Genomic DNA, 22,550 nt, shown 5'->3' with positions numbered 1-22,550 from the left:
CATCATGCGGCGCGCCAAACGAGAGGAGGTACTGACAAGGAAGCAAGGAGAGCAACATGCTTAATACCCAGGCCATTGAATCCATAACGGGACTGAAGGGACAAACGACGGGTGACGTGCTCAAGTTATCGATCCCGCGCAACGAAGTGAGAGTGACCCTCGACGGCTTTGAGGTCATTCCGTTCATGGGACTCACATCGTGGGTCGCCTTTCGGCAAGGACCACATCACACCACGTTGATGGTTGACATTGTCGTGCTTGAAGATGAAATCAAGGACGCAATGGCCGCGGCTATCCAAGCGGACCTGTACGTGACGGCCTTGCATAATCACTTCGTGCGCGAGGAGCCGCGCGTGATGTTTATGCACATCGAGGGCACGGCCGATGACACTGCGTTAGCGACAGGCGCGCACAAGATTCTCGAAGCAATTAAGACCGTGCGTCAGGGGCACCCTGTCGACTCCGCCGTTGAGAAAGTCGACAGCACTCTGGACGTACAGCGACTTGAAACAATTGTCGAGCATAAGGGCGAGAGCAAAGATGGCGTATTCAAATTCGTGTTAGGGCGGCCAACGGTGCCACTCATCTGCAAGCGCTGCGGTAACCTCAATATTGACGCCGCAATGGGCTACAACACATGGGCCGCCTTTCAAGGCACGAACGAGCGCGCGGCAATATGCGGCGATGTTGCGATGCTGGAAAACGAAGTGCACTCGGTTATCCGCGAATTGCAAGCAGGAACGATCGAAGTGGTAGCCGTCCACAATCACATGTTCTTTGAGGACCCACGCATCATTTTCCTGCACTACTGGGGCATCGGCAATGCTGAGGAATTGGCAAAAACCTTCAAGCGCGCGCTTAACACACAGCAACAATCCGTTGCATCAACCTCTACGGGCTAGATATGAGCTGCAGGACCTTCTCCTTGATCGACGAGCGCGGATGCCGTACCGATCAAGAAATTCGTCTTTCGTGCCGGACCGCGGCAGCTGCGCGATCGCCACGGCGAAGTCTCGGGGCCCGCAACTCGGCCGAAAAAGAAGGCATGAACACAGAGCTTCGATAAACATTTGCCTGGTTGGCTCCCGCTACGCACACTCGAAACACCATCGTTGTGCATAGCAATGCGTCTTAGCCAAACCGCGACCTCTTCACAACGAGTTGATCTCTGCGAGTGGGAAGCTGACCTCAGGTCGCCGTTGTCAAAACGCGCATAGGGCAACGTCTCGCGGATGAGGGATGTCGCGCCTCGTGGAATTGATGAGCACATGATCGGCCATGGTTCAGGATTTCGTTTCGGCTTGGAAGCAGAGTTTCTGCTGGTCGAAGCCAATTCGTGCCGTCCTCTGTGGCATCCCGAACTTCGATTCGAGGAGCTCAATCTCGCTCTGGAAGCGATTGACGTCAGCGATTTCGATCAAGAGGGCTTGGACCTCATCCCGCTTCACCGCAAGAGGATGCCGTTCGTTGTCGAAGGCTATCAGCTTCCCGGCCCGGATTTGAAGCCGACCGCTTTATTGCCAAAGGGCGTCGAGATTCGGACTCCGATATGCAACTCAGTTGAGGAGTGCATGGCCACCTTCGCAACGCTTCACGGCCGGATGCAACGATCTTTGTCGGAGCGCGGATACCGCGCCGCAACGCTCTCCTTTCATCCGATCGAGGACCATTTCGAAGGTCCGCAGAACAAGCGTCGTTACGACCATTGGCAATGGGCCATGGAGGCGATGACAACTTACGGCCCGGACATCAATGTCAGCGTTCCGCCTGACGTGGCGGCACAACTGGACCTGCACGAACTCCATGGCAAGGTGAATTATTACGCCCCTGCCCTCACCGCCCTCACGGTTGCCTCGCCGTTATATCGCGGGGATCTTTGGCGTATTCGCGGCTCCATTGGAAAATCCGTACGCACCTATCACCGCAGCACCATCGCGCCGGCGATTTCCATCCACCCGAAGGAACACCTGCGCCTTGAATTCAAACCCCTCGAAATGACGCCATATCTTCTCGACTATCAGGCCTACTTTCTGCTGTGGCTTGCCTTGATCCTCGGCGAGAGATTGTTGGGCCGCGCGACGGAGCAAACCCGGATCTACGACATGGGACAGGTTGCCCGATTTGGCCTCCATGCAGAGGGCGCCCGCGAGCGCGCTCATGAAGTCCTGTCAAAGGCGCCGAGTGCGCTGAGCCATTGGGGTTTCGATTGCCAGCCGCTCGATCATTTTCGCGCAAGGCTGGAGACCGGTCGAGTCCCCGCCGATGACATCATCGATCTCTTCGAGCGCGAGCAATCCATACCGAACGTGTTGCGTGATCTCCTCGATCTACGATGACTGGATCACTTTTCGGAGGCGATCCGATCCAGGCGCAATCGGTGTCGATGATCAGTTAGCAAACGTCCGCCGCCGATGACTGCCGCAAGCGTGCCCAATCCCGTTCCGCCTGCAATCAGAAACATGATCAGTAGCTGATATTTGACGGCGTCGACTGGTTCAACGCCCGCGAGAATCTGCCCGGTCATCATCCCGGGCAGAGAGACCAGGCCAATTGCAGCCATGCCGTTGATGGTCGGCATGAAGCCGCTTCGCAGTGCATCGCGGATCACCGGGAGGAGCGCCTGATAGCGGGTACCTCCCAACGCGAGGCAGGATTCCACCGCAGCACGTTCGCGCACCACGCCATTGACGAGCACATCCAGACCCAGGCTCACTCCAGTCATGGTGTTGCCCAGGATCATTCCCAACAGCGGCAGCGCGTAGCGCGGATGATACCAGGGCTCGGGACGGAGCTGCGAGAGCAGCGAAAACGTCGTGACGGTACCGGCGGCCAGCAAGGTGCAGCCTGCCCCCAAGCCGTAGGTCCAAAGACCCTCCAGCCGTCGCTTCTGACGGGCGACGATTTCTCGCGATGCGAACAAGACCATGATGAAGGCGGCGAGTGCCGTCCAGAACGGAGAGACCGCGGCAAACAGAAACGTCAGCACATATCCAACGAGTACGAGCTGGATCACCATTCGCATGCTCGCAAGGGCAAGCTGTCGTTCAAGCTTCAGGTGCAGCGCGAGCGAGAGCGCGCCATTCATGACAACAAGAAGCGCAGGCAATATGAGGTCGCTGTAAGCCAGCTGGATGTAATTCAAAGCGAGTGCTCCTCGAGGTGGCCGCCGCTCGCCATCACGAACAGACGAGATCCGACGCGACGAGCCTGGCCACTGTTGTGAGTGCTCCATAGGACGCTTGTTCCGGCCGAGACACGCTCGGCAACCAGGGCTTCCACGGATGCGGTCGATGCCGCGTCAAGCGCCGACGTGGGCTCGTCCAACAGAAGCACCCGCGAATGCAGCAACAGAGCCCGTACGAGGCCAAGGCGCTGCTTTTCGCCGGTAGAAAGTCTCCGGATCGGCCAGGTTCCGCAACTCGCTGGCAGTCCCAACTGATCCACCAACGGAGTGGCCAGATCCCAGTCGGTAAAGTGCTCCTGCACCGTGTCAGCCCACCAGCCAGGTTCGGCAGCTACATAGGTCACCTGCCTGCGCCAAACAGGGGCCGGCATCGTTTCCCGCGACATCCCGTCCAGCTCGACGGAGCCCTCATTCGGATCGAGATCGGCAATGGCGCGGAGCAGCAAACTCTTGCCGACGCCCGACGGGCCCTGCAGCGCAATACATTCTCCATCCGCGAGTTCGAACGAGACCACGATATGCAAGCGCTTCAGCGCGCTGACAGTGAGCATATTACCTTTTACCCTTGGCACATCTTGCAGTGATCTACGTTATCTGAATGGGGATGTGCAGTCTCCCCGTCAGACGGTTCCGTCCAAGCACTGGCCAATACTCGGTTGTCGAGGTGGTTGCGCATGGACCGACCCACATTCCCTCATCTGCTTCAGCATCGATCGCGCCAAACGCGGCCATCCGCGGTTCGTGAGATTGCGCGCGAACAGCACGGAATCCGCGCGGTCGCCTGCCTCTTCCCTCGTCTGGGCGCGCCGATGTACACCCACGAGAACGTCACGCTTTCCGTGGTGGCTGAGAGCATCGCGCGCCTTAAAGGCTGTCGATTTGTAGGCGAATACGGCCCGAAGACGCATGTGGCCGCTGGTCTTTTCTTCGTTCCCAGCGACACGCTCATAGTCGAGGAGGCGCGGGATCTCGGAATTCATTCTCCGCATCAGCTCCACGGCGCCGTAGTGCCATATCCCTTCGTCAAGACGAAAGCCATCACGCATCCCCTTGTCGCCAAGCATGTGGCCCGGCCGCGCGGCTGGTCATTTGCCTTCGGAGACGGTGTCCGTGATGCGGTTCTGCCGGGCTACACCGCATTTGACGCCGGCGGTGCTAGGCTGGCGGTCAAGCGGCTATTGGCGCTAGGGCCGGTTCGCGTGAAGGAGCCGCTGGGCGACGGAGGTCATGGACAGACGGTCATCACGAACATTGATGAACTGGAAGCTTACCTGGAGAAATTCCCGACAGATAAACTGGCATCTCACGGCCTGTCGCTCGAGGTCAACCTGCGTCAAGTCGTAACCCGAAGTGTCGGTTGCACGATGATCGGCGACCGGTCGATCGCCTATCACGGCACGCAACGGTCGGTTACCAATAATCATGGACTTCGGGTCTATGGCGGCTCGCACATCATTTGCGTTCGCGGCGACTGGTCGGCGCTCGACAGTCTTCCCATGGAGATGGAGGCGAGGCTGGCTGTCGATCAAGCCCGAATATACGATCGGAACGCCGCCAGATATCGGGGCTTCCTGGCCTCACGCCGAAATTATGATGTTGGACAAGGCATTGATGGAACCGGAAAATGGCGATCTGGAGTGTTCGAGGCGTCCTGGCGCTCCGGCGGCGCGAGCACTGCCGAACTCGCCGCTCTGACCGCGTTCGCAGAGGACTCCCGTTTACAAGTGGTCGAGACCGCTTCCGTGAAGCACTACGGAAAGCCACGCAGAATCCCGGCTGGCGCAGCGATTCATTTCCAAGGTGATGATCCGGAGGAAGGTCCGCTGCTCAGGTACACGACTGCCGCGCGAGCCCTGCGCCAACTGGCGTAAGCACCTTGCGTCCCAGCCGACGACGCGTCAGGCAGACCGCCATTGCGGGTGCATGCGATGCAGGACCAGACGGGCCAGCGTTAATATGGTCAGCGTTCCTACTGCAACGAGGACCGCGACGCGAGGCATTGCGATGGTCAATCCGATGCAACCCATGATCCCGTACCAGGAAAAGATCGCCGGATAGTGGCGCTTCCGGACCGGCAGATTCAGCGCAGCATAGTGCGTGATGAAATACCAGACGAGCATAAAGGAGCCACCAACTTCGATGAGTGGCCGAAGATCAAAGATGAGAGCGGCGCTTGCACTGAGCAGGCCAAGGCCGATGACTGCACGACGAGGCGTCCGTGATCGTTGATGAATTTTTCCCAACCAGCTGGGAAGCTCGTGGGCCTCGGCCATCGGCAGAACGACACGCGAAGCACTCAGCATATCGCCCAGGATCTCCGCAAGCGCAGCGACGATCGCGCCGGCCAGGATGACCCATCTCCCCCACGGGCCGATTGCCTTCAAGGCGGCACCAAGCAGAGGGGTATCCTGCGCGCCGACCTCGTCTGCCCCGAGCACGCCGAGAGTGATCGCGGCCGCGCCGACAAACATGACTGCCGCGATTGTTACACCTCCAATGATGGCGATTGGAATGGTACGACGTGGTTCCTTGACCTCCCCGGCCATGATGGCCATCCGCATAAACCCATCCCAGGTCCAAAAAAAGATAGCCGCGCCACTGGCGACGCCCATAAGCCCATTAGCACCTAAGACTGGTACAAAATGGCCCTGCTCGATCGCGTGTAGCGAGAATGCCCCGTAGATCGAGAGCACAGCGATGACCAACAGCAGAAGGCTGATGAGCACCCGCGACGTCAGCTGGATTCCAAACAGGTTCAGAATGGTGATGGCCACCACCCCAGCAGCCGCGACGAAGTGAACAGGAATCCCCGGAATGACCTGTCCCAGGTAGGTGGCGAAGGCAAGCGCGATCACACTCATCGAGATGAGGTTCTTCCCGAGATACCCGCAGCCTGCGATGAAGCCAAGCGTAGGCTGGTGGACATCGCGCGCCCATGTAAAAGCGCCCCCTTCAGTCGGATTGTTCACACCCAATTGTGTGGCGCTGATACCGGTGGCAAGGGCAACGCTGCCACCGAGGAGTATGGCAATCGGGATGCCGCTCCCTGCGGCTGCCGTGGCAGCACCGATCGTGGCAAAGATACCGATGCCAACCATCATGCCGGCGGTGAAGAGGGTTGCCGTTATCGGCCCGAGCTCCCGTCTTAAGCTCTGTTGTTGTCCATTCTTCGCCATCCGAGCGCACTCACGGCTCAATGCGAGAGGTTGTCACCGGGTGCGAACGTAGCCTTCTGGACCCAGGTGCGGCCGCTTACCTCTACCATCCTCTATACTCGCCATTCGATTCTGTCGGTCAGCGTTAGACTGCATTGCGAAGATCAGCGGCCCATCTCACGCAGAATGTAAAGACAATGGATCTCGGTTAGTTCCGCCCCCATCCTAGCCGCAGGAACCTTTACAATCCGATCCAGTTGGCTCACGGGGACGCAGTCTCCCCATTAGACGGCCCTACCCGTCCAAGCTCTGCGCACGGCTCGCTCCACAGGCTATTGCGCATGGACGGAAAGCCCTCAACTCCTTCCACTCCCAACGCCAGCTGCTGGCATCTCGCCAGCGTGAGTTACGAGACGATTCATTTCTCTAGTCACGGAGACTACATTGAGAGCAGCACGGGTCACCTTGGCAGTCGCCACGCTCATCATCACAATCAGCTCCCAGGCCTTTGCCGACCGAACCGTTAGGGGCGTCGTCGTAAAGGTAGACGGGATAGCTGGCATTGTTTCAGTTCGCGAAATGCAAACAGGTGCAGCCGGGGCGATCTCTTACGGTGCGGCCGAAGAGTTCAAAGTGCAGGATCCACTCCTGTTTGATGCGGTGCGACTGGGAGATGAAGTCATCTTTTCCGCCTCTGATAGGAATGGAGCCATGACCATCACAAAGCTTAGTGAGCAGTGACGCAACTCGTCGAATTTCAGTTTCAGCTCCTCCCCAAGCTACGCTCTAGGCGGTGAGTGCAAATAATCGGAGGAATTCGTCTCTCTGACCGAAGTGACCACCTTCTCACCGGCTTTGTCCAACCCACGCGCGGCGAACAATGTCCTGTTCAGCTTTAAGTCGAGAGCTGATCCAGCGTGCAACTCCACGCACGCTTCTTTTCTGCAACCGCGATCTCTTGAGTTGCGCTATACTCAAGTGCCCACCGCTTCCGCTTGGAACACCTAGAATGCCATCCTTCGACACCGCGATGATTGTTCTTGTCGGGATCGCTTTTTTGGCGGCCTTTGTAAATGGCGCGCTTGGTTATGGGTTTTCGTCACTTACGGTACCGCTCGCGCTCGTTTTCTACACGAACCGGATCCTGAACCCAGCGATCGTAGTGATCGAAGTCTTCGTCAACTTGTACGTTCTCTTCATCAACTTGAAAGGTGTTCCAGCTGTATGGAAGAGGGTGCTGCCGATTCTCATCGGGCTGCTACCCGGCATTGGAATCGGCGCCCTTGCTCTTGCCTCGCTCGAATCTGGCTGGATCAAACTCGCCACTTACGCGGTGATCTTGCCCCTCATCCTGGTCCAGGCAGCCGGTTGGCGCCGGCCGATACAGTCACGGTGGCTAGTCGGACTCCCCTTTGGGACGACCCTCGGTATCCTGTACTCGGTCACGACCATCTCTGGCCCTCCGCTGGCGATCCTGTTCAATAATCAAGGCCTGGTCAAAGACGAATTCCGGGCCGGTCTTGCATTGGTTCGCGTTGCGGAGTCGAGCGTGACCGCGCTCGTGTATTACAAGCTTGGTCTGTTTATCGCCGAGAGCGGAAGTCTTTTACTGGTGTTCGTTCCCTGTGCCCTTTTTGGCATACCGCTCGGCGCCTTCGCTATCCGTCGGCTCGACCCCGAGGCATTTCGCCGGATATGCATGAGTTTTGACGCATGGGTCGTCGGCTTTGGACTTTCCCGAGTATTGATCGAGTTGAAGCTGATGGACAGCCCGTGGGCCTACACCGTTATGGTGGTTACCATCCTGCTAGATGGCTATCTGTTGTACATCTTTTTCAGGGTGCGGAGAGCGAATTCAGGGAGATATCGACCCTTCTGGGGGTTACCAAGAACCGGTAGCGGGGCTGAGTGACCGCATGCCTTCCAGGAAAACAGAGCCTCCACAAGAGCCGCCCGAAGCCCTGAACCGGTGGCTAGGCTACGCTATTGGTATCCTCGCTGTTTTGATGCTGGTGCACACATTCTTCCCGGCGGCTCGCCTGTTTCCGTAATGTAAGGATTGGCGGCTGGCCGCTGTACGCTCTTTTTAGAAGATTACCGACTGTAAGCGCCCTCGAAGCGAAGGGGCACAGCAAACGTCAGGCCGGTTCGTATCTCGTCGACGGAATGGCGGGTGGTGACCGCGTGGCGATACGCGAGGTCAAAGGAGAGCTTTTCGCTGACCTGCCAGATAAGTCCGACTGCACGGGGCCATCAGGCCCACGACTGCGCCAGACCGACGCGTCTCACTACCGGCGCCACTCGATGCGCCACGGCTAGCGCTGCAAGTTCATCCGTCTCCAAGGCAATCTTCTGAGCAAGCATGACGTCGCCCGGGACGAGATAACCCTCGGGAGCAAAGCACAAGATGGCTCCGGATTGCCCTTCGAAATCCATTTCCTGCACGTTGGCAATAGACCCGTATTGCACTCGGTACCGCCTTCGAGTCGCGCACCCGACGACATCGAAGTAACCCTGCTCCTCAAACTGCCTTCTCTGAACTGGCGTTAGCCACTGGCGCAGAAGCGTCCGTCCCTTCGCTTCAGGTGAATTTTCGCTGACATAGTTATGATACATCTGCCGCAGCGCACGAAGTCGCGAAATCTGAGGTCCACATCTGCTGATCAGAGACACGGCAACCGCCCTTCTTATCCACCCCTGAGCCGCCGGAAGAACAGCGTTTCTTTCGCGGTCGGGTCAAACGCAAAAACTCGGCACGACTCGCCTTCCGCGGTCCGCACCGCGGCTGTAAACCCTTCACCGATCAATGCCCGGAAACGCCACTCCGCCTTGGCCAGCGCTTCAGCATCGCCGGCGTCGAATTCGTGGCGGGAGTGGCCGGTGTGATCCATTACAATTTGCGTTGCCATAAGATGCTCCTGGACTAAGCAACGGATCCCCTGCCTTTTTGGCTAAGCTGCTATTTCACCATCACCCATGCGGGCTGCAGCAGCGGATGAGCGATAAGCCCAACCACCGCGGTTGCCGCGATCAGCGTCGGATTGTTGATCTTCCAGCGGAACAGCACGGCAAGAGATACGATGCCGATTGCCGCTGTCAGCCAATCGCCGATCGCAATCTTTCCGAGTAGGACACAAGCACCCAGGATGGTGCCTATCGCTGCCGCGTAAGCGCCCTTCACAAAGCCCTGGACATTGGCGTTTCCTCGATGCCGTGCCAGGATCGGTGCCACGATGAGAACCAACAGGAAGGACGGCAGGAAAATGCCCACCGTGGACACGAGCGAGCCCCAGAATCCCGCCACAAGATAACCGACGAAGGTCGCCGTGATCACGACCGGTCCCGGACTGATCATGCCGATCGCGACCGCGATCAGGAATTGGCGTTCGTCGAGCCAGCCATATTGCTGCACAAGCCCTTGTTCTAGGAATGGCACGATGACGAGCCCACTGCCGAAGGTCAGGGAGCCGGCCTTCAAGAAGAACAGCATGAGCTTGCCGAGCGTCGAGCCTGTCGCAACTGGTGCCATCGGAGCGGCCGCCGGCACCACGACCACCGGCAACACAGCGGGCGTACGTTTGAACAGGCTGCCATAATAGACGATGCCGACACTACCTGCGCCGATGAACAACAGCGCGACCTCGGCCTGCAGAATGATCGTCACTACGAAACAGACAGCCGCGATCGCCCATTGCAGCCAGTCTTCCATGCCGAGTTTCGCCAGGCGGTAGCAGGAATGCAGGATGAGCGCGATCACGGCCGGGCTCACGCCGTAGAAGATGGCAGTGACCGGCTGAAGATCGCCGAGATGGACGTAGAGCGCTCCTAACGCCGCGACGATAACAAAATTGGGCAGGATGAAGCACCATCCGCCAAGCCAGGCTCCCCAGAAGCCGCAACGGAGCCAGGCGATGTAGACGCCGACCTGGATCGCCAGCGGACCCGGGAGCGATTGGCAGATGGCAATGGACTCGCGCATCTGCTCCTTGCTGAGCCACTTCTTGTCGTTGACCAGTTCGCGTTCCATCTGGCCCACGAGCGCAACCGGACCGCCGAAGCCGAGAAAGCCGAGACGCAAGAAGTAGAGTGCAAGCTCGGCCATACGGCTACGCTCGGGGATAGTGGTTGCTGTCATTTCAAAGTCCTTCGAAAGATTGGTTATCGGTGACAACGAAGAGTCTGTTAGGGCCTGTCTGAACCAGGCGCTGCTAACACTCCTTGGCTGATGCTGTTCGGGAGCGGATGTGGGCTTTCGATTCTCGCTACAAGAGGCAGAACGAGGAAGAAGTGCGCGAAATAGTACGCGGCTCCGATCCGGCTCATGATCAGCCATGTGCCCTCAGGCGGCTCCCCGCCGGCATAAGTGAGCAACACGCAATCGGCGACCAGAAACCAATAGAACACCTTGAACATGGGCCTGAATCGCCCTGAGCGAACCGGACTGGTGTCCAGCCATGGCAACGCGAACAGGACAAGGATCGATGTCAGCATGGCGATAACGCCGACGAGCTTGTTCGGGATCGATCGCAGAATTGCGTAGAACGGCAGCAGGTACCACTCGGGCACGATGTGCGGCGGTGTAACCCCGGGATTCGCAGGAATGTAGTTATCGGAGTTGAGAAGAGCATTCGGTTCGTAGAACGCGAACCACGCAAACACCAGGAAAAGGACCATGAGCCCGAGCAGATCCTTCACCGTATAATAGGGATGGAATGGGATTGTATCGCCCGGCTCCTTCGTATCGATCCCCGTCGGATTGTTCGAGCCGAATCGGTGCAGTGCGATAAGATGAAGTCCGGCAACTGCGACGATCACAAAAGGCAAGAGATAGTGCAGAGAGTAGAACCGGTTGAGCGTCGGATCTCCTACCGTGAAACCGCCCCACAACCAGGTGACGATACTGTCGCCAACCACGGGAATGGCTGAGAACAGATTCGTGATGACGGTCGCGCCCCAAAAGCTCATCTGCCCCCACGGCAAGGTGTACCCAAAGAACGCAGTTGCCATCATCAACAACAGGATGAGGACTCCTAGGCACCAAAGCAGCTCTCGTGGCTCCTTGTAGGATCCGTAGTAGAGCCCGCGAAAGATGTGGATGTAGACCACGGCAAAGAACATCGAAGCGCCGGTGGTGTGGATATATCGCAAGAGCCAGCCGTAGTTCACGTCACGCATAATGTGCTCGACGGACCGGAACGCGCCGCCTCCCGTCGGGACATAGTGCATCGCAAGCACAATGCCGGTCGCAATCATGATCAGGAGCGTGATGCCTGCCAGCGACCCAAAATTCCAGAGGTAATTCAGGTTTCGTGGCGTTGGATACGAGTTCAGCTCGTGATCCAGGAACGTGAAAATCGGAAGCCGATAGTCGATCCAGCGAATGACAGGATTCGAGAACTCCGTCTTCGGTTGAGACACTCCTTCGATGATCTGCGATGACATCTTTGGCCTCCTACTTTGGATCGGAGATCGCCTGGACTATCCCGTCCGACGGCGAGCCAAGTCCTTTCGGCGTCAGGACGACGTTCTTTCCCGCCGCGGTCACCTCGAAACAGCCGCCGTCGGGCTCCGGAAGATCGATGCAAAGGTCATCCCCTTGAATGGTCCACTTGCCGCGCTTCTTGCTGCCCATCGAATAGCTTCGGAGGGTCCCGTCGTGTTCATAGACATCACGATAATGGACCTCGTCGGTCACTTCCTTGCCCGACAACTTTGCTCGTATTTGCGCGCCAGATAATTTCTTGAGATTTTCCGCGGCAACAAATCCGGCATCGAGAGCAACGAGGCTCCCGATGCCGGCAAGTACCGCGATGAAGCGCTTTATTCCTAGCTTGACCAACCTAACCTCTTTCACTTCTTGCAGGCTTTGAGACACATTTGGTACTCGGTCTTGCAGGCAGGTCCGGCGTAGTTCTTCATGCACGCCTTTTGCTGCTCCGCGCATACCTTGCAGGACGTTTGAGCCTGCGCGGTAGCGTTCATTGCAAAGAGACCAGTGAGTACAGACAACATAAGAGCCGCATTTCGCATTCGATCTTCCTTTCCTGAGGGCACGATCACGTGGGCCAACCGTCTGGCCGATGGGATCGATCAGTTCTGCGACTTCTTGGTGCTGGCCGATTTGTTTAAGGCAGCTCGAAGACCCTTGGCCAGCTTCAGAGCATCGCGAGTCCGCACTGTTCATTGCTTGGCTTGGTGCGCCATAACCCTTGCGTCGAATGTCTCCTCATCCTTGTTGGCGCGCATCCTGATGTGCGTCCCTGACATCCAGACTTCATTGCACACCGGCGACGGGCTGCTTGGCATCGTCGTGCACAGCTTGTCATCTCGAATTTTCCAGGTCCCGGTCCAAGAACTTCCCGATTCTGAACCGACGAGAGCGCCATCCGGCCGGAGATACATGGACCAGTGGGATCCATCCGTGATGTCCTGACCGACAACGCGAGCGCGGATTTGCTTCCCGCCGAGCATCCTGAACTGATCTTCGGCGCGAGCGTCAGCTATGAAAGCCAGCGCGGCCGAACAGAGAATCCACCGAACGTATCGTAGGCCGTGCCTCATTTCTGTATCCCGTCAATAGCACGTTGCACGGCCGGCCAATTAATCGCCGACATGAACACGTCCACGTAGTTCGCAGCCTTGGCACCGTAGTCGATGTGGTACGAGTGTTCGTACATATCGAGCGCGAGTATCGGCGTGCCACCGGCCAGCGTATGGCAGTGATCCGCGGCCCACTGATTCACGAGCTTGCGATCGCGCGGCGACCAGGTCAGCAGCACCCAGCCGGAGCCGCCGCCGAGCGCCTTGCCCATGGCGATGAATTCGGCGCGCCACCGCTCGTACGAGCCGAAGTCACGCGCCAGCGTTTCCTTCAGGCTCGCGTCGGGTTCGCTCTCGTCGCCAAGCCCGGCAAAGAACACTTCATGGAGGATCATCGAGTTGGTCGCGATAAGCTGCTCGCGCTTCAACCCATTGATCAGGAAGCCTGGCGCGTTCGCATAGTCGAGCTCGGCAAGCTTTTCGTCGATCAGATTCAACCGTTTGACCGCGCCACCATAGTTGTTCTCGTAGTGGCTGATAATCATCCGCTCCGACATCCCACGGATGCGGCTCGGGTCGCAGGACAACGGCTTCACGACATAGGTCATGGCAACCTCCCGACGCATGGCCTGGGTGGCATCCGGGCGCACAAAGTGCCAACCGGCGGCAGCGCGCTAGTAAGATCTGGGAATTTGTTGGATGTGATTGGGATAACGGCAGACATGATGCGCCCTTGGAGAAATCGGACGCGATTCTTGGGCATGTCGCCTCATGGGGAGATCGCTTCCCCATACCCAAGAAATAGAGCCGGCTGCGACAACTTGTCAATGCCGATAAACATTCATTTCGAAGCAGCGGAATCGCCCGCAGGGGAGCTGCGGACGCAACGCCTCAACGTCGCGCGGAGGGGTCGCACGCGAAACCAGCCCGCCCCGATTCCATTCACTCCCGACGGGAGCTATCTACTCAATCCTCGTCGTGGTCATCGCCGGTACGTAGTCGGCCGTTCCGCGAATTGACGGCAACATTCGCGGTTTGGCCGTCTTTCGAGCCAATCGCCTCGAAGTACCATCCGTTGCGCACGATCTGGACATTCGACCAGCCGTCCGACTGCAGCTTTTGACGGATCTGATCCTCGCTGACCGGCTTGTCTCCCGCGATGAAGATCGCACCCCTGCCCTCCGGTTCGGCGGTAACCATGGCGACACCCACGAGGCCCAGCAACAGCGCGCCGCTGCCTGCCAGAATCCATTTCCTGTTCATCGTCCATCTCCTTTTCTGACGAATCTCCCGCTGTCATCCTTTCAGTTGCCGCCGGCGGCTACTGTGTAGTCCGCGAAATACATGTGGCTATCGGCCTTCGACCAGAGTCCGATCCGGCCCGAGACCGGTTGGGTCAGCGTGTGCTCCAGATAGAGCTTGCCATCGAGATAGCCTTCGACCTTCGTGCCTTTGACGCGGACCTTGAGGTCATGCCACTGCCGTGTCGCGGTCGGCGTATTGCGTACCCATTTGACGGAAGAGCGCTTGCCGTTCTCGAACTTCCACAGCACGATGTTATTCTCCAGACAGTTCGCGCGGACTGTCAGGTAGTCCCCGTTTGGCTTGAGATTGAATAGGATGCCGGCGCCCTGGTCGATACGACCGGACAACCCTTCAAAGCGCACCGAAATCTCGCCATCGCTGAAATTTTCGATTTTTGGCGCGACCGCGTAGGGATAGTAGGCGTAGGCCTGCACGCGATCGAGAAACTCAGCGTAGCGTTCGCCGTAGAGAGCCCGTGCCTTGTCGGCGATACCTGCCGACGATTGCCCCTCCTTCCACTGCCGGCCATCGACAGTGAGCACCTTCTTGCCGCCGTCCTGCTCGATCCTCCAGAAGCCCACCACTGGCACCAGCGACTTTGGTTCCCCACCGACGGTTTCATTCGAGAGGTCAATCTTGATTGGCTCCGCGGCTAAACAGGGCAATGCCGGCACCGCAAAGCCGATTGCCGCGAGGATGATCATTCCGAGTTTCTTGCAGGATCTCATGGCTTAACTCCTGGATGAACGAGAGGACCTTTGTCTGGAGGGGGCCGGCGAATCCATCGCCACGCGAGCACTATCAGGAGCGGCAATCCGCCGAAGAACCACAGCAGCGTCGCGTCCGCGCTAACGACCAGGGGATAACCGGGGTACTCTTCGCCGACGCTAGGCGCCGGCGGCTGCGTGCCCGCGAGCGCATATAGTAGCGGCAGTATCTCCCGCGGACTGGTGGAACGGCTTACGTCGGTTCGATCACCGTAGACATATTCGATCTGGCCATAGGCGTCTGATCGATTGGGAACGTTCGACCGCTCGCTCGCGAGAACGACGGTGACATCAGGCAGGACGCGCTCGAGCTTCGCGAGGACGTTGCGTCGAAGATCGATATAGCGGGGGTCCTCGGCAGCGAGATTGACCTTGATAACCAAGGGCCGCCGAAGCGATGCGAGCAAACGTTCATCTGCCGAAGTAAACGAGTTGCGACGATCTTCGCTGAGATCCCCGGATGCCCTGATCTGCGCCGCGACGGTGAGCGCAACGGCAATCACAAACACACAAGACACAGAACGGATGACTTTCGTCCGCACCGGTGTACCGGGAGGGAGCCAGACAACTGTCAGCGCAGCGAGCCCGCCAATGACGGCCGCTATGCCTAGCACGAGGCCGGCCGAAAGAAGCCCCTGCTCAAAGGGACGCAGCGTTTGGGTTAGCGACAATTGCACAAGCCAGGCCGACAGACCAGAGCGGCCCGCGAGCGTGAAATCCAGCACCCATGATCCTATCGTGACGGCGAGCGCGATGATGGCTGCAGTAGCCGAATTGTCGGCGATAACCGCGGCGAGCAGCCCAATGGCGCCGGCCAGCAGACCGTAGAGCAAATGACCCAATATAAGATTCAGCGTCTCGGGCGCAGCCAGATGGCCACCCAACACAGCCCACACGGCCAGCGCGGAAAGCGCAGGAATGCTCACCATGAGCCAGGCTGCCAGCACGGCGCAGAATTTTGCGGCGATCAGCGTCGAAGGCCGGTACGGCAATTGGACCAGCAGGCGCAATGCGCCACTTTCCTTCTCCTGACCCAGCACCCGGATCGCCACGAAAGGAAACAACAACGTCACCGCCACATAGAATGCGCCGAATGTCGGAGCGAGGACCCCATCGAGGGGAGACAGGCTCCTCGCCAGGACTGGCGACTGGAGGGCCGCGGCGCTTGACTCGCTGTAGAGCGAGACTGCCTGGACGAAAGAGTATCCGACGAGCGGACAGACCAGCAGCAACATGGTCCAAAGTGCCCGCCCGGCCGTGACCTCGCGGAGCTCCTTTGCGAGCAGCGGAACGATCGGTGCGGTCGGCCGCAGGTATGCCTCACGTGAGTGCAAGGAAGATATCCTCCAGTGAGCCGTTCGGCAGTCCGGTCTGCGCACGCAATTGAGCAAGTCCCCCAGATCCGCGCACCTGCCCTGCCGAGAGTAGGATGAAACGGTCACAGACCCGTTCCGCGTCCGGCAATTGATGGATGGAGAGAATCAGCGTGCGTCCGCGCGCCGTCTGGTCACGCAATAGACCCATCACGTGGCGCGTTTGCCGCAGGTCAAATCCGTCAAATGGTTCGTCCATAAGTAACAGGTCATGCGGCGCGAGCAGCCCGATGGTCAGCATCAGGCGTCGGGCATAACCTTTTGACAGGGCGTGGACGCGCTTTCGAAGCACCGGCTGTAACTCGAGCGCTTCGATGGTCGACTTGATGTCTGCTTCTGACCGTCGAAAGACGCTGCCGACAAACCACACGACCTGCAGGGCCGATTGGTCCTGGTACGGACGGACGCCATCAGGCAGGTAGAACAGGACGTCGCGTCGACGGCCCACGTGCAGCGGCTCTCCGCGCCAAAAGACGTCGCCTGAATTCACCGGTAGAAGTCCGGCAACGGCTTCCAGCAACGTCGTCTTGCCGGCGCCATTTGGACCGATGATGCCGAGGATTTCGCCCGCGACAGCAGAGAACGTCACACCGTCGATCGCGGTGCCATCGCTTCCATAGCGCTTGGTCAGGTTTCTCACGCCCAGCAAAGGCGCTGAACGGTCTGGCGAAAACCCGTCGTTGACGGTTGACATGCAGCGTCCTTCTCAGAAATCCGGACGCGATGCTTGGGCATGTCGCCTCATGGGGAGATCGCCGTCCCCATAGCGGCGACCTTGCCAAAGCGGAATTGCTTGTCAATTAGGAACCAGCGGAAGCGAGGCTCGCCAACTTGGCGGTTTGTTCACTTCAGCTTGATCGGGTTCCCGCTCACAGCTCTCTGTAGCGACAACATGCGGCCAATCACGTTTCGCTCTCACAGCCAGCCTGATTTCAGTGCTTCTCGTCACGCTCAGGATGCGCTCGCCAATCACGACCTACTGTTTGACGGTCCTCGTCGGTCTTGCCAGCAGATCCATCGCCAGCACTTCGGTTGGCATTTTCCTGAGCCTTCCAGTCACGCTCGATCTGAACACTCTCACCGCGCGCTCGCTCTTGGTCGCGAGATTGGTCCGATTGTTGTGGCGTGCGATCTGGCTGCACCGGAACCGATTGCTCCTGCTTATATGTCTTGGATAACCCGGACTCCTCCGCATATCCGGGAGCGAGACTGCAGGACAGTAGTATTGCCGTTGTCATCGCGATAGGTTCGGTTGGCAAGGACTGAAAGCACGATAGGCCCTCTGGTCTATTCGGCTGCGCGTCGCGAGAGGAACTGATCGGATCTCTTCAATCGCAATGGCCGTCGCGCGAAATAGGCATAGAGCGCCGGCAGAACGATGAGCGTCAACAGCGTCGCCGTGAGCAATCCACCGATCACCACGGTGGCAAGCGGCCGCTGCACCTCGGCACCAGTTCCGGTGGCGAGCGCCATGGGGACGAAGCCGAGCGAAGCGACCAAAGCAGTCATGATCACCGGTCGGAAGCGTATTAACGCCCCCTCTTCGATCGCTGACCGAAGTTCGGCACCGTCCTCGACCAGTTTGCGGATCTGGCTCAACATCACGAGCCCGTTCAGGACGGCGACACCCGACAACGCGATGAAGCCAACCGCAGCCGAGATCGAGAACGGCATGCCACGCAGCCATAGCGTGACAATACCGCCAATCAGAGCGAGCGGAACGGCGCTGAAGACCAGAAGCGCATCGCGCGCGGAACCCAAGGCGCCGAATAGCAACAGGAAGATGAGAAGGAAGCAGCCGGGCACCACGACCATCAGCCGCTGCCGCGCGACGGAGAAGTTCTCGAACTGTCCTCCCCAGGCCAGATAAGTCCCAGGGGGAAGCTTGACCTGTTCTGCGACCTTGGCCTGTGCTTCGGCGACGAGCGAACCGATGTCCCGGCCGCGAACCTCGGCCGTCGTCACCACCCGACGCTTGCCGTTTTCGCGGCTGATCTGGTTGGGCCCCTCGGTCTGCTCGAAGGATGCCAGTGTGCGCAGCGGAACGGAGGCGGCCGGCGTATTCGGATCGGCGTGCGGTAACGGCACTGGAAGCGCCTCCAGAGCGGTAATGTCGGAACGCAGCTTGTCGTCGAGCCGAACCACAATCTGGAAGCGGCGATCGCCTTCGAAGACAAGCCCGGCCACCCGGCCTCCAACGGCCGTCTCGATCAAGTCCTGGATGGTTGCGAGGTTAAGGCCGCGGCGGGCGATCTCCGCCTTGTCGATGCGGATTTCAAGGAATGGAAGGCCGGTCGTTTCCTCGACCTTGACACTTTCGGCGCCCTCGATGCGACGCAGCACATTGGCGATCTCCTGCGCGGTCCGCTGCATTTCGCTGAAATCGTCGCCGAACACCTTGACGGCAAGATCTTCCCGGACGCCCGCGATCAGCTCGTTGAACCGCATTTCGATGGGTTGGGAGAAGCCGACCTTGTTGCCCGGCAATTTGGTCGCTTCTGCCTCGATCTGCCGTATCAGCTCGTCCTTCGACAGCGACGGATCCGGCCATTCGCTCTGCGGCTTGACGATGATGTAGGTGTCGGAGGCGCTCGGGGGCATCGGATCGGCTGCGAGATCGGGCGTTCCTGTGCGCGAGAACACGAAGGAGACCTGCGGAAATTTGCTTATCGTCCGCTCGATCAGGAGCTGCATCGCTTGAGCCTGCGACAGCGCCGTGCTGGGCACGCGTTTGACCTCCATGACGATGTTCTTTTCGTCAAGCGTCGGCGTGAACTCTTGACCAAGTCCACCAAAGAGGATCACCGCACCGACGAAGAGAACCACCGCCGTGGCCATGATCGGCCGCGGCGACACCACTGCCCTCGCCAGGACTGGCGCATAGAGTTGCTTAAGCCAATGGACAATTGCGTTTTCCTGTTCGCGCACCGGCTTGGTCATCGCGATCGCAATCGCCGCAGGCACGAAGGTCAGTGACAGAACGAAGGCCGCAACAAGCGCGATCATCACAGTCAACGCCATCGGCTCGAACGTCTTGCCTTCGACGCCGGTGAAGGTCAGTAGCGGCACATAGACCAGGATGATGATGAGCTGGCCGTAGACCGTGGGTCTGATCATCTCGATCGCTGATACCGTCACGGTGTTGAGCCGCTCGGCAGGCCTAAGGGTCCGGCCGAGCTCGCGCTGGCGTTCTGCCAGATGGCGCAGGCTGTTCTCCGTGATGATGACGGCACCATCGACGATCAGGCCGAAGTCGAGCGCGCCAAGGCTCATCAGGTTCGCGCTGAGCTTGGTCCCCAGCATGCCAGTTACCGTCAACAGCATCGCGACTGGGATGACGCCAGCGGTAATCAGCGCCGCACGGAAATTGCCGAGCATCAGGAAGAGCACTGCGATCACCAGCAGCGCACCTTCGGCGAGGTTGGTTGCAACAGTTCGAATGGTGGCGTCAACCAACTGCGTGCGATTAAGCACGGTCCGCGCCTTGATGCCCGGCGGCAGCGTGCGGCTAATCTGCTTGATCTTGGCGTCGGCAGCGGCTGCCACCGTGCGGCTATTGCCGCCGATCAGCATAAGAGCGGTTCCGAGCACGACTCCTTCTTGCCCATCGACGCTGGCACTGCCGGTCCGCAGCTCGCGCCCGATCTCGACATCGGCGACGTCCTGGATGCGCACGGGAATTCCTCCCCGCGTCGTCACGACAATCTGCCTGATGTCCTCGAGATTCTCGACCCGGCCGCTGGCGCGGACCACGACGCCCTCGCCGTTCTGCTCGATGAAGTTGGCGCCGCGGCTGACATTGTTGGCCTCGATCGCGGCGATCAGCTGGCTGAACGATAGCCCATAGGCGTTCAGCCTGAGCGGATCGGGGTGCACCTGAAACTGTTTAAGGAACCCGCCGATCGCATCCGCTCCGGCCACACCGGGCACCGTCTTCATTTGCGGTCGGATGATCCAGTCCTGCACGGTCCGGAGATAGACAGTACGCTGAAAGTCATCGGTCAACCGCTCGCCTTCGGGCGTGAGATAGCTGCCATCGCTCTGCCAACCCGGCTTGCCGTCCTCGACCGGCGCCATCTCGCCCGGCTTGGCGTATTCGACCGCCCACCAATAGATCTCACCGAGGCCGGTGGAGATCGGCCCCATGCGAACGTCGACAGCGGGAGGAAGATTGCCTTTCGCTTCGTTCAGCCGTTCGGAAACCTGTTGACGCGCGAAGTAGATGTCGGTGCGATCAGCGAATACGGCCGTGATCTGCGCAAAACCATTGCGCGAAAAGGATCGCATCGATTCCAGGCCGGGCGTACCCGCCAGCGCCGTCTCCAGCGCGACTGTCACCTGCTTTTCGATTTCAGTTGGCGTCAACGCCGGGGCGGTCGCGTTGACCTGCACCTGTACGTTCGTGACGTCGGGAACGGCATCGATCGGTAGTTTCGTCATCGACCAAAAGCCGGCGCCAGCGGTAACCAGCGTCACCAGCACCACGAGCCAGCGCCGACGAACTGAGAAGTCGACAATCCAGGCGATCATTGCTCAGTCCTCGTCGCGGGGCTTGGACAGCTCTGCCTTCAGCGAGAACGTGTTCGACACGGCGATGGTCTCACCAGCAGCAAGACCAGAGGCGATCTCAATGACCTCACCGTCGCGCTCGCCGGGCATCACGCCGCGCACTTCGAACCCATCCTTGCTGCGAATGAAGACCACCCTCCGTCCATCCACGGTCTGAAGCGCGCCGATCGGCACCACGACATCTGCCCGGTGCTCATTCAGTGCAATCGCCGCAGTAACGAAGGACCCTGGCCGCCAGCGGCCGTCCGGATTGTCCAGCGCTGCGACGACGCGCGCGCTGCGGGTCTCCTTTTCAAGCAGCGGCGACACGAACACGATTTTGCCAAAAGCGGTTTCCGGCATTCCCCGCCCCGTGATCCGGACAGTTTGGCCCTCTTTCACCAATGGCAGGTCGCTGGACGAGACAGCCAGTTCCACCCATACGCGGCTCAGATCGACGATGACAAAGAGCTCGGTTTCAAGATTGTCGCGGCCGACTGCCGTTCCGAGTTCGACTCTGCGTGCGGCAACCCGGCCCGAGATCGGCGCGCGAACGTTTTGGCTCCGCAGCGAGATCTCTGGCGCCTGCGGTAGACCGGCGATTTCATTTTCCTGCACGCCCAACGCCAGCAGCTTTTGGCGGGCGATGTCCAGGCGCATGGCGGTCTGCGCTGCCGCATTGCGGGAACGAATATATTGCAGCTCCGGCGCTGCGCGGCCTTCCCACAATAGCTTGTCTCGTCCTGCGAGATCTTGTTGCAGTTCGTTCGCAAGTCGAGCGGCCAGATATTCGCTCTTGGCGTCCGCAACTTCGCGGCTCTCAAGCGAAGCCAGGATTTCGCCCTGTGCGACGACATCGCCGATGTTCTTGCGAAGCTCGGCAACGGTGCCGGACAGCTTCACTGAGACGTGCGCAACCCGGTCCGCGTCTGGAGCAACGGTTCCGGGCACCAAAAGTCGCCTAGCGATGCTGCCCGGTCCAACCTGCACTTGATCGATTTTGGCGAGACCAATTCGCTCGTCATCCATCCGAACGACCGGCGGACGTTCAGCCTCGGGTGTTTTGGCCTCCTGCCGCGGCTGCTCGGCGGCAACTCCCACGGCCTTCCGCAGGGCCGGCACGCCTGGTGCCCAAAGGGCAGATGCGACGCCCGCTGCGAACACCGCGACCAGGATAATCGGTCGGAAGGACATACGTTTCTCTTCAATATCGGCGCAGTGCGCCGCCGCTCAGAGGTAACGCGAGATCGCCTTGAATTCGGCGAGCACGGTCTTCGTGGATTTCGACGAGCCCCCGTTCGCTGCCGCGTCGAGGCAATTGTCCACGTGATCGTGGATGAGCGCCCTCTTCGCCTCGCCGATGGCCTTCTCGACCGCATGAAGCTGCTGAGCGAGATCGAGACAGCCGCGCCCCTCGCCGAACATCTCGATGACCCTGTGGAGGTGCCCCTCGGCGCGCTTCAGCCGCTTGACGATCTCCGGATGACTTTCGTGAACGTGTTCTTTCGCCATGCCATATCCTATCCCCCCTGAGGGGATATGTCGAGACGTGGACTCTGGTGCTATCTTGTAGGTAGATCAAGCAATTGACCCTTCAGACAAAAAAGTCGCTCACCGCATACAACGTCAATTGAGCTTTCTCGGCGTTCGGACTAGTGTGCCTCTGGGGATGTAGCAG

21 protein-coding genes and 1 pseudogene are annotated in these 22,550 nt (G+C 59.3%); 6 read left to right on the top strand and 16 right to left on the bottom strand.

From position 1 onward, the window contains the following. Positions 1-56 precede the first annotated feature (56 nt). Both ACR9YP_RS21450 and ACR9YP_RS21445 read left to right on the top strand, forming a co-directional pair. On the top strand, positions 57-902 hold the full coding sequence (locus ACR9YP_RS21450) for a DUF1259 domain-containing protein (protein ID WP_474217009.1): 846 nt from the start codon (positions 57-59) through the stop codon (positions 900-902). Positions 903-1,268: 366 nt separating this feature from the next. Next, complete coding sequence (locus ACR9YP_RS21445) at positions 1,269-2,336, top strand: glutamate-cysteine ligase family protein (RefSeq protein ID WP_474217008.1); 1,068 nt, start codon at positions 1,269-1,271, stop codon at positions 2,334-2,336. A 5-nt stretch (positions 2,337-2,341) separates the two neighbouring features. Here the strand turns inward: ACR9YP_RS21445 and ACR9YP_RS21440 are convergent, their stop codons facing one another. Both ACR9YP_RS21440 and ACR9YP_RS21435 read right to left on the bottom strand, forming a co-directional pair. Next, on the bottom strand, positions 2,342-3,142 hold the full coding sequence (locus ACR9YP_RS21440) for an ABC transporter permease (protein ID WP_438107701.1): 801 nt from the start codon (positions 3,140-3,142) through the stop codon (positions 2,342-2,344). Further along, positions 3,139-3,735 (bottom strand): ABC transporter ATP-binding protein, encoded by a 597-nt coding sequence (locus tag ACR9YP_RS21435; protein ID WP_474217007.1) that lies wholly within the window; start codon positions 3,733-3,735, stop codon positions 3,139-3,141. The genes ACR9YP_RS21440 and ACR9YP_RS21435 overlap by 4 nt, the downstream gene beginning before the upstream one ends. Positions 3,736-3,993: 258 nt before the next feature. Here ACR9YP_RS21435 and ACR9YP_RS21430 point away from each other — a divergent pair, with 258 nt between their 5' ends. Further along, positions 3,994-5,055, top strand: coding sequence for a DUF3182 family protein (locus ACR9YP_RS21430; protein WP_474217005.1), 1,062 nt, complete (start codon positions 3,994-3,996; stop codon positions 5,053-5,055). Positions 5,056-5,082: 27 nt separating this feature from the next. Here the strand turns inward: ACR9YP_RS21430 and ACR9YP_RS21425 are convergent, their stop codons facing one another. Beyond that, a complete protein-coding gene (locus tag ACR9YP_RS21425) occupies positions 5,083-6,360 on the bottom strand; it encodes an APC family permease (protein WP_474217004.1) in 1,278 nt (425 codons plus the stop codon). 423 nt (positions 6,361-6,783) lie between these two features. Between ACR9YP_RS21425 and ACR9YP_RS21420 the strand changes: the two genes are divergently transcribed. After that, a complete protein-coding gene (locus ACR9YP_RS21420; RefSeq protein ID WP_370985780.1) occupies positions 6,784-7,080 on the top strand; it encodes a copper-binding protein in 297 nt (98 codons plus the stop codon). A gap of 268 nt (positions 7,081-7,348) precedes the next feature. After that, on the top strand, positions 7,349-8,251 hold the full coding sequence (locus ACR9YP_RS21415; protein WP_474217003.1) for a sulfite exporter TauE/SafE family protein: 903 nt from the start codon (positions 7,349-7,351) through the stop codon (positions 8,249-8,251). Between the two features lie 341 nt (positions 8,252-8,592). On the opposite strand, the gene ACR9YP_RS21410 is transcribed toward ACR9YP_RS21415, so the two are convergent. The 5 genes and pseudogenes from ACR9YP_RS21410 to ACR9YP_RS21390 all read right to left on the bottom strand — a co-directional run bounded on the left by ACR9YP_RS21410 (position 8,593) and on the right by ACR9YP_RS21390 (position 12,523). Next, positions 8,593-8,955: a hypothetical protein gene (locus ACR9YP_RS21410; RefSeq protein ID WP_244551177.1), complete on the bottom strand. Its 363-nt coding sequence runs from the start codon at positions 8,953-8,955 to the stop codon at positions 8,593-8,595. Positions 8,956-9,026: 71 nt separating this feature from the next. Then, on the bottom strand, positions 9,027-9,248 hold the full coding sequence (locus ACR9YP_RS21405) for a hypothetical protein (RefSeq protein ID WP_474217002.1): 222 nt from the start codon (positions 9,246-9,248) through the stop codon (positions 9,027-9,029). A gap of 50 nt (positions 9,249-9,298) precedes the next feature. Further along, complete coding sequence (gene chrA / locus ACR9YP_RS21400; RefSeq protein ID WP_438107693.1) at positions 9,299-10,474, bottom strand: chromate efflux transporter; 1,176 nt, start codon at positions 10,472-10,474, stop codon at positions 9,299-9,301. Between the two features lie 62 nt (positions 10,475-10,536). Next, a pseudogene (locus ACR9YP_RS21395) lies at positions 10,537-11,781 on the bottom strand (cytochrome b); the annotation flags it as partial. 10 nt (positions 11,782-11,791) lie between these two features. Then, the gene (locus tag ACR9YP_RS21390; protein ID WP_438107692.1) at positions 11,792-12,523 is read right to left on the bottom strand and encodes a hypothetical protein; all 732 of its coding nucleotides are present in this window, start codon (positions 12,521-12,523) and stop codon (positions 11,792-11,794) included. A 224-nt stretch (positions 12,524-12,747) separates the two neighbouring features. On the opposite strand from ACR9YP_RS21390, the gene ACR9YP_RS21385 reads away from it, so the two are divergent. Continuing rightward, positions 12,748-12,888: a hypothetical protein gene (locus ACR9YP_RS21385; protein WP_164939117.1), complete on the top strand. Its 141-nt coding sequence runs from the start codon at positions 12,748-12,750 to the stop codon at positions 12,886-12,888. Between the two features lie 8 nt (positions 12,889-12,896). Here ACR9YP_RS21385 and ACR9YP_RS21380 read toward each other — a convergent pair whose 3' ends face one another. From ACR9YP_RS21380 to ACR9YP_RS21345, 8 genes are all read right to left on the bottom strand, one after another. After that, the gene (locus ACR9YP_RS21380; protein ID WP_438107690.1) at positions 12,897-13,487 is read right to left on the bottom strand and encodes a superoxide dismutase; all 591 of its coding nucleotides are present in this window, start codon (positions 13,485-13,487) and stop codon (positions 12,897-12,899) included. A 358-nt stretch (positions 13,488-13,845) separates the two neighbouring features. Next, positions 13,846-14,142, bottom strand: coding sequence for a hypothetical protein (locus ACR9YP_RS21375; RefSeq protein ID WP_474217000.1), 297 nt, complete (start codon positions 14,140-14,142; stop codon positions 13,846-13,848). Positions 14,143-14,183: 41 nt separating this feature from the next. Beyond that, positions 14,184-14,912 (bottom strand): LamG domain-containing protein, encoded by a 729-nt coding sequence (locus tag ACR9YP_RS21370; RefSeq protein ID WP_249756454.1) that lies wholly within the window; start codon positions 14,910-14,912, stop codon positions 14,184-14,186. Next, on the bottom strand, positions 14,909-16,285 hold the full coding sequence (locus ACR9YP_RS21365) for an ABC transporter permease subunit (RefSeq protein ID WP_474216999.1): 1,377 nt from the start codon (positions 16,283-16,285) through the stop codon (positions 14,909-14,911). Before ACR9YP_RS21365 ends, ACR9YP_RS21370 begins: the two co-directional genes overlap by 4 nt. After that, positions 16,272-17,018, bottom strand: a complete 747-nt coding sequence (locus ACR9YP_RS21360; RefSeq protein ID WP_474216998.1) for an ABC transporter ATP-binding protein — start codon at positions 17,016-17,018, stop codon at positions 16,272-16,274. The genes ACR9YP_RS21365 and ACR9YP_RS21360 overlap by 14 nt, the downstream gene beginning before the upstream one ends. Before the next feature lie 593 nt (positions 17,019-17,611). Continuing rightward, positions 17,612-20,854: an efflux RND transporter permease subunit gene (locus ACR9YP_RS21355; protein WP_474216996.1), complete on the bottom strand. Its 3,243-nt coding sequence runs from the start codon at positions 20,852-20,854 to the stop codon at positions 17,612-17,614. A gap of 3 nt (positions 20,855-20,857) precedes the next feature. Further along, a complete protein-coding gene (locus ACR9YP_RS21350) occupies positions 20,858-22,066 on the bottom strand; it encodes an efflux RND transporter periplasmic adaptor subunit (protein ID WP_474216995.1) in 1,209 nt (402 codons plus the stop codon). 36 nt (positions 22,067-22,102) lie between these two features. After that, positions 22,103-22,384, bottom strand: a complete 282-nt coding sequence (locus ACR9YP_RS21345) for a metal-sensing transcriptional repressor (protein ID WP_091889643.1) — start codon at positions 22,382-22,384, stop codon at positions 22,103-22,105. Positions 22,385-22,550: the final 166 nt, after the last annotated feature.

This window comes from Bradyrhizobium sp. BR14999, from assembly GCF_056106085.1.
Note: the sequence above shows the minus strand (reverse complement) of the source record. Positions and strands in the feature narration are given on the sequence as shown.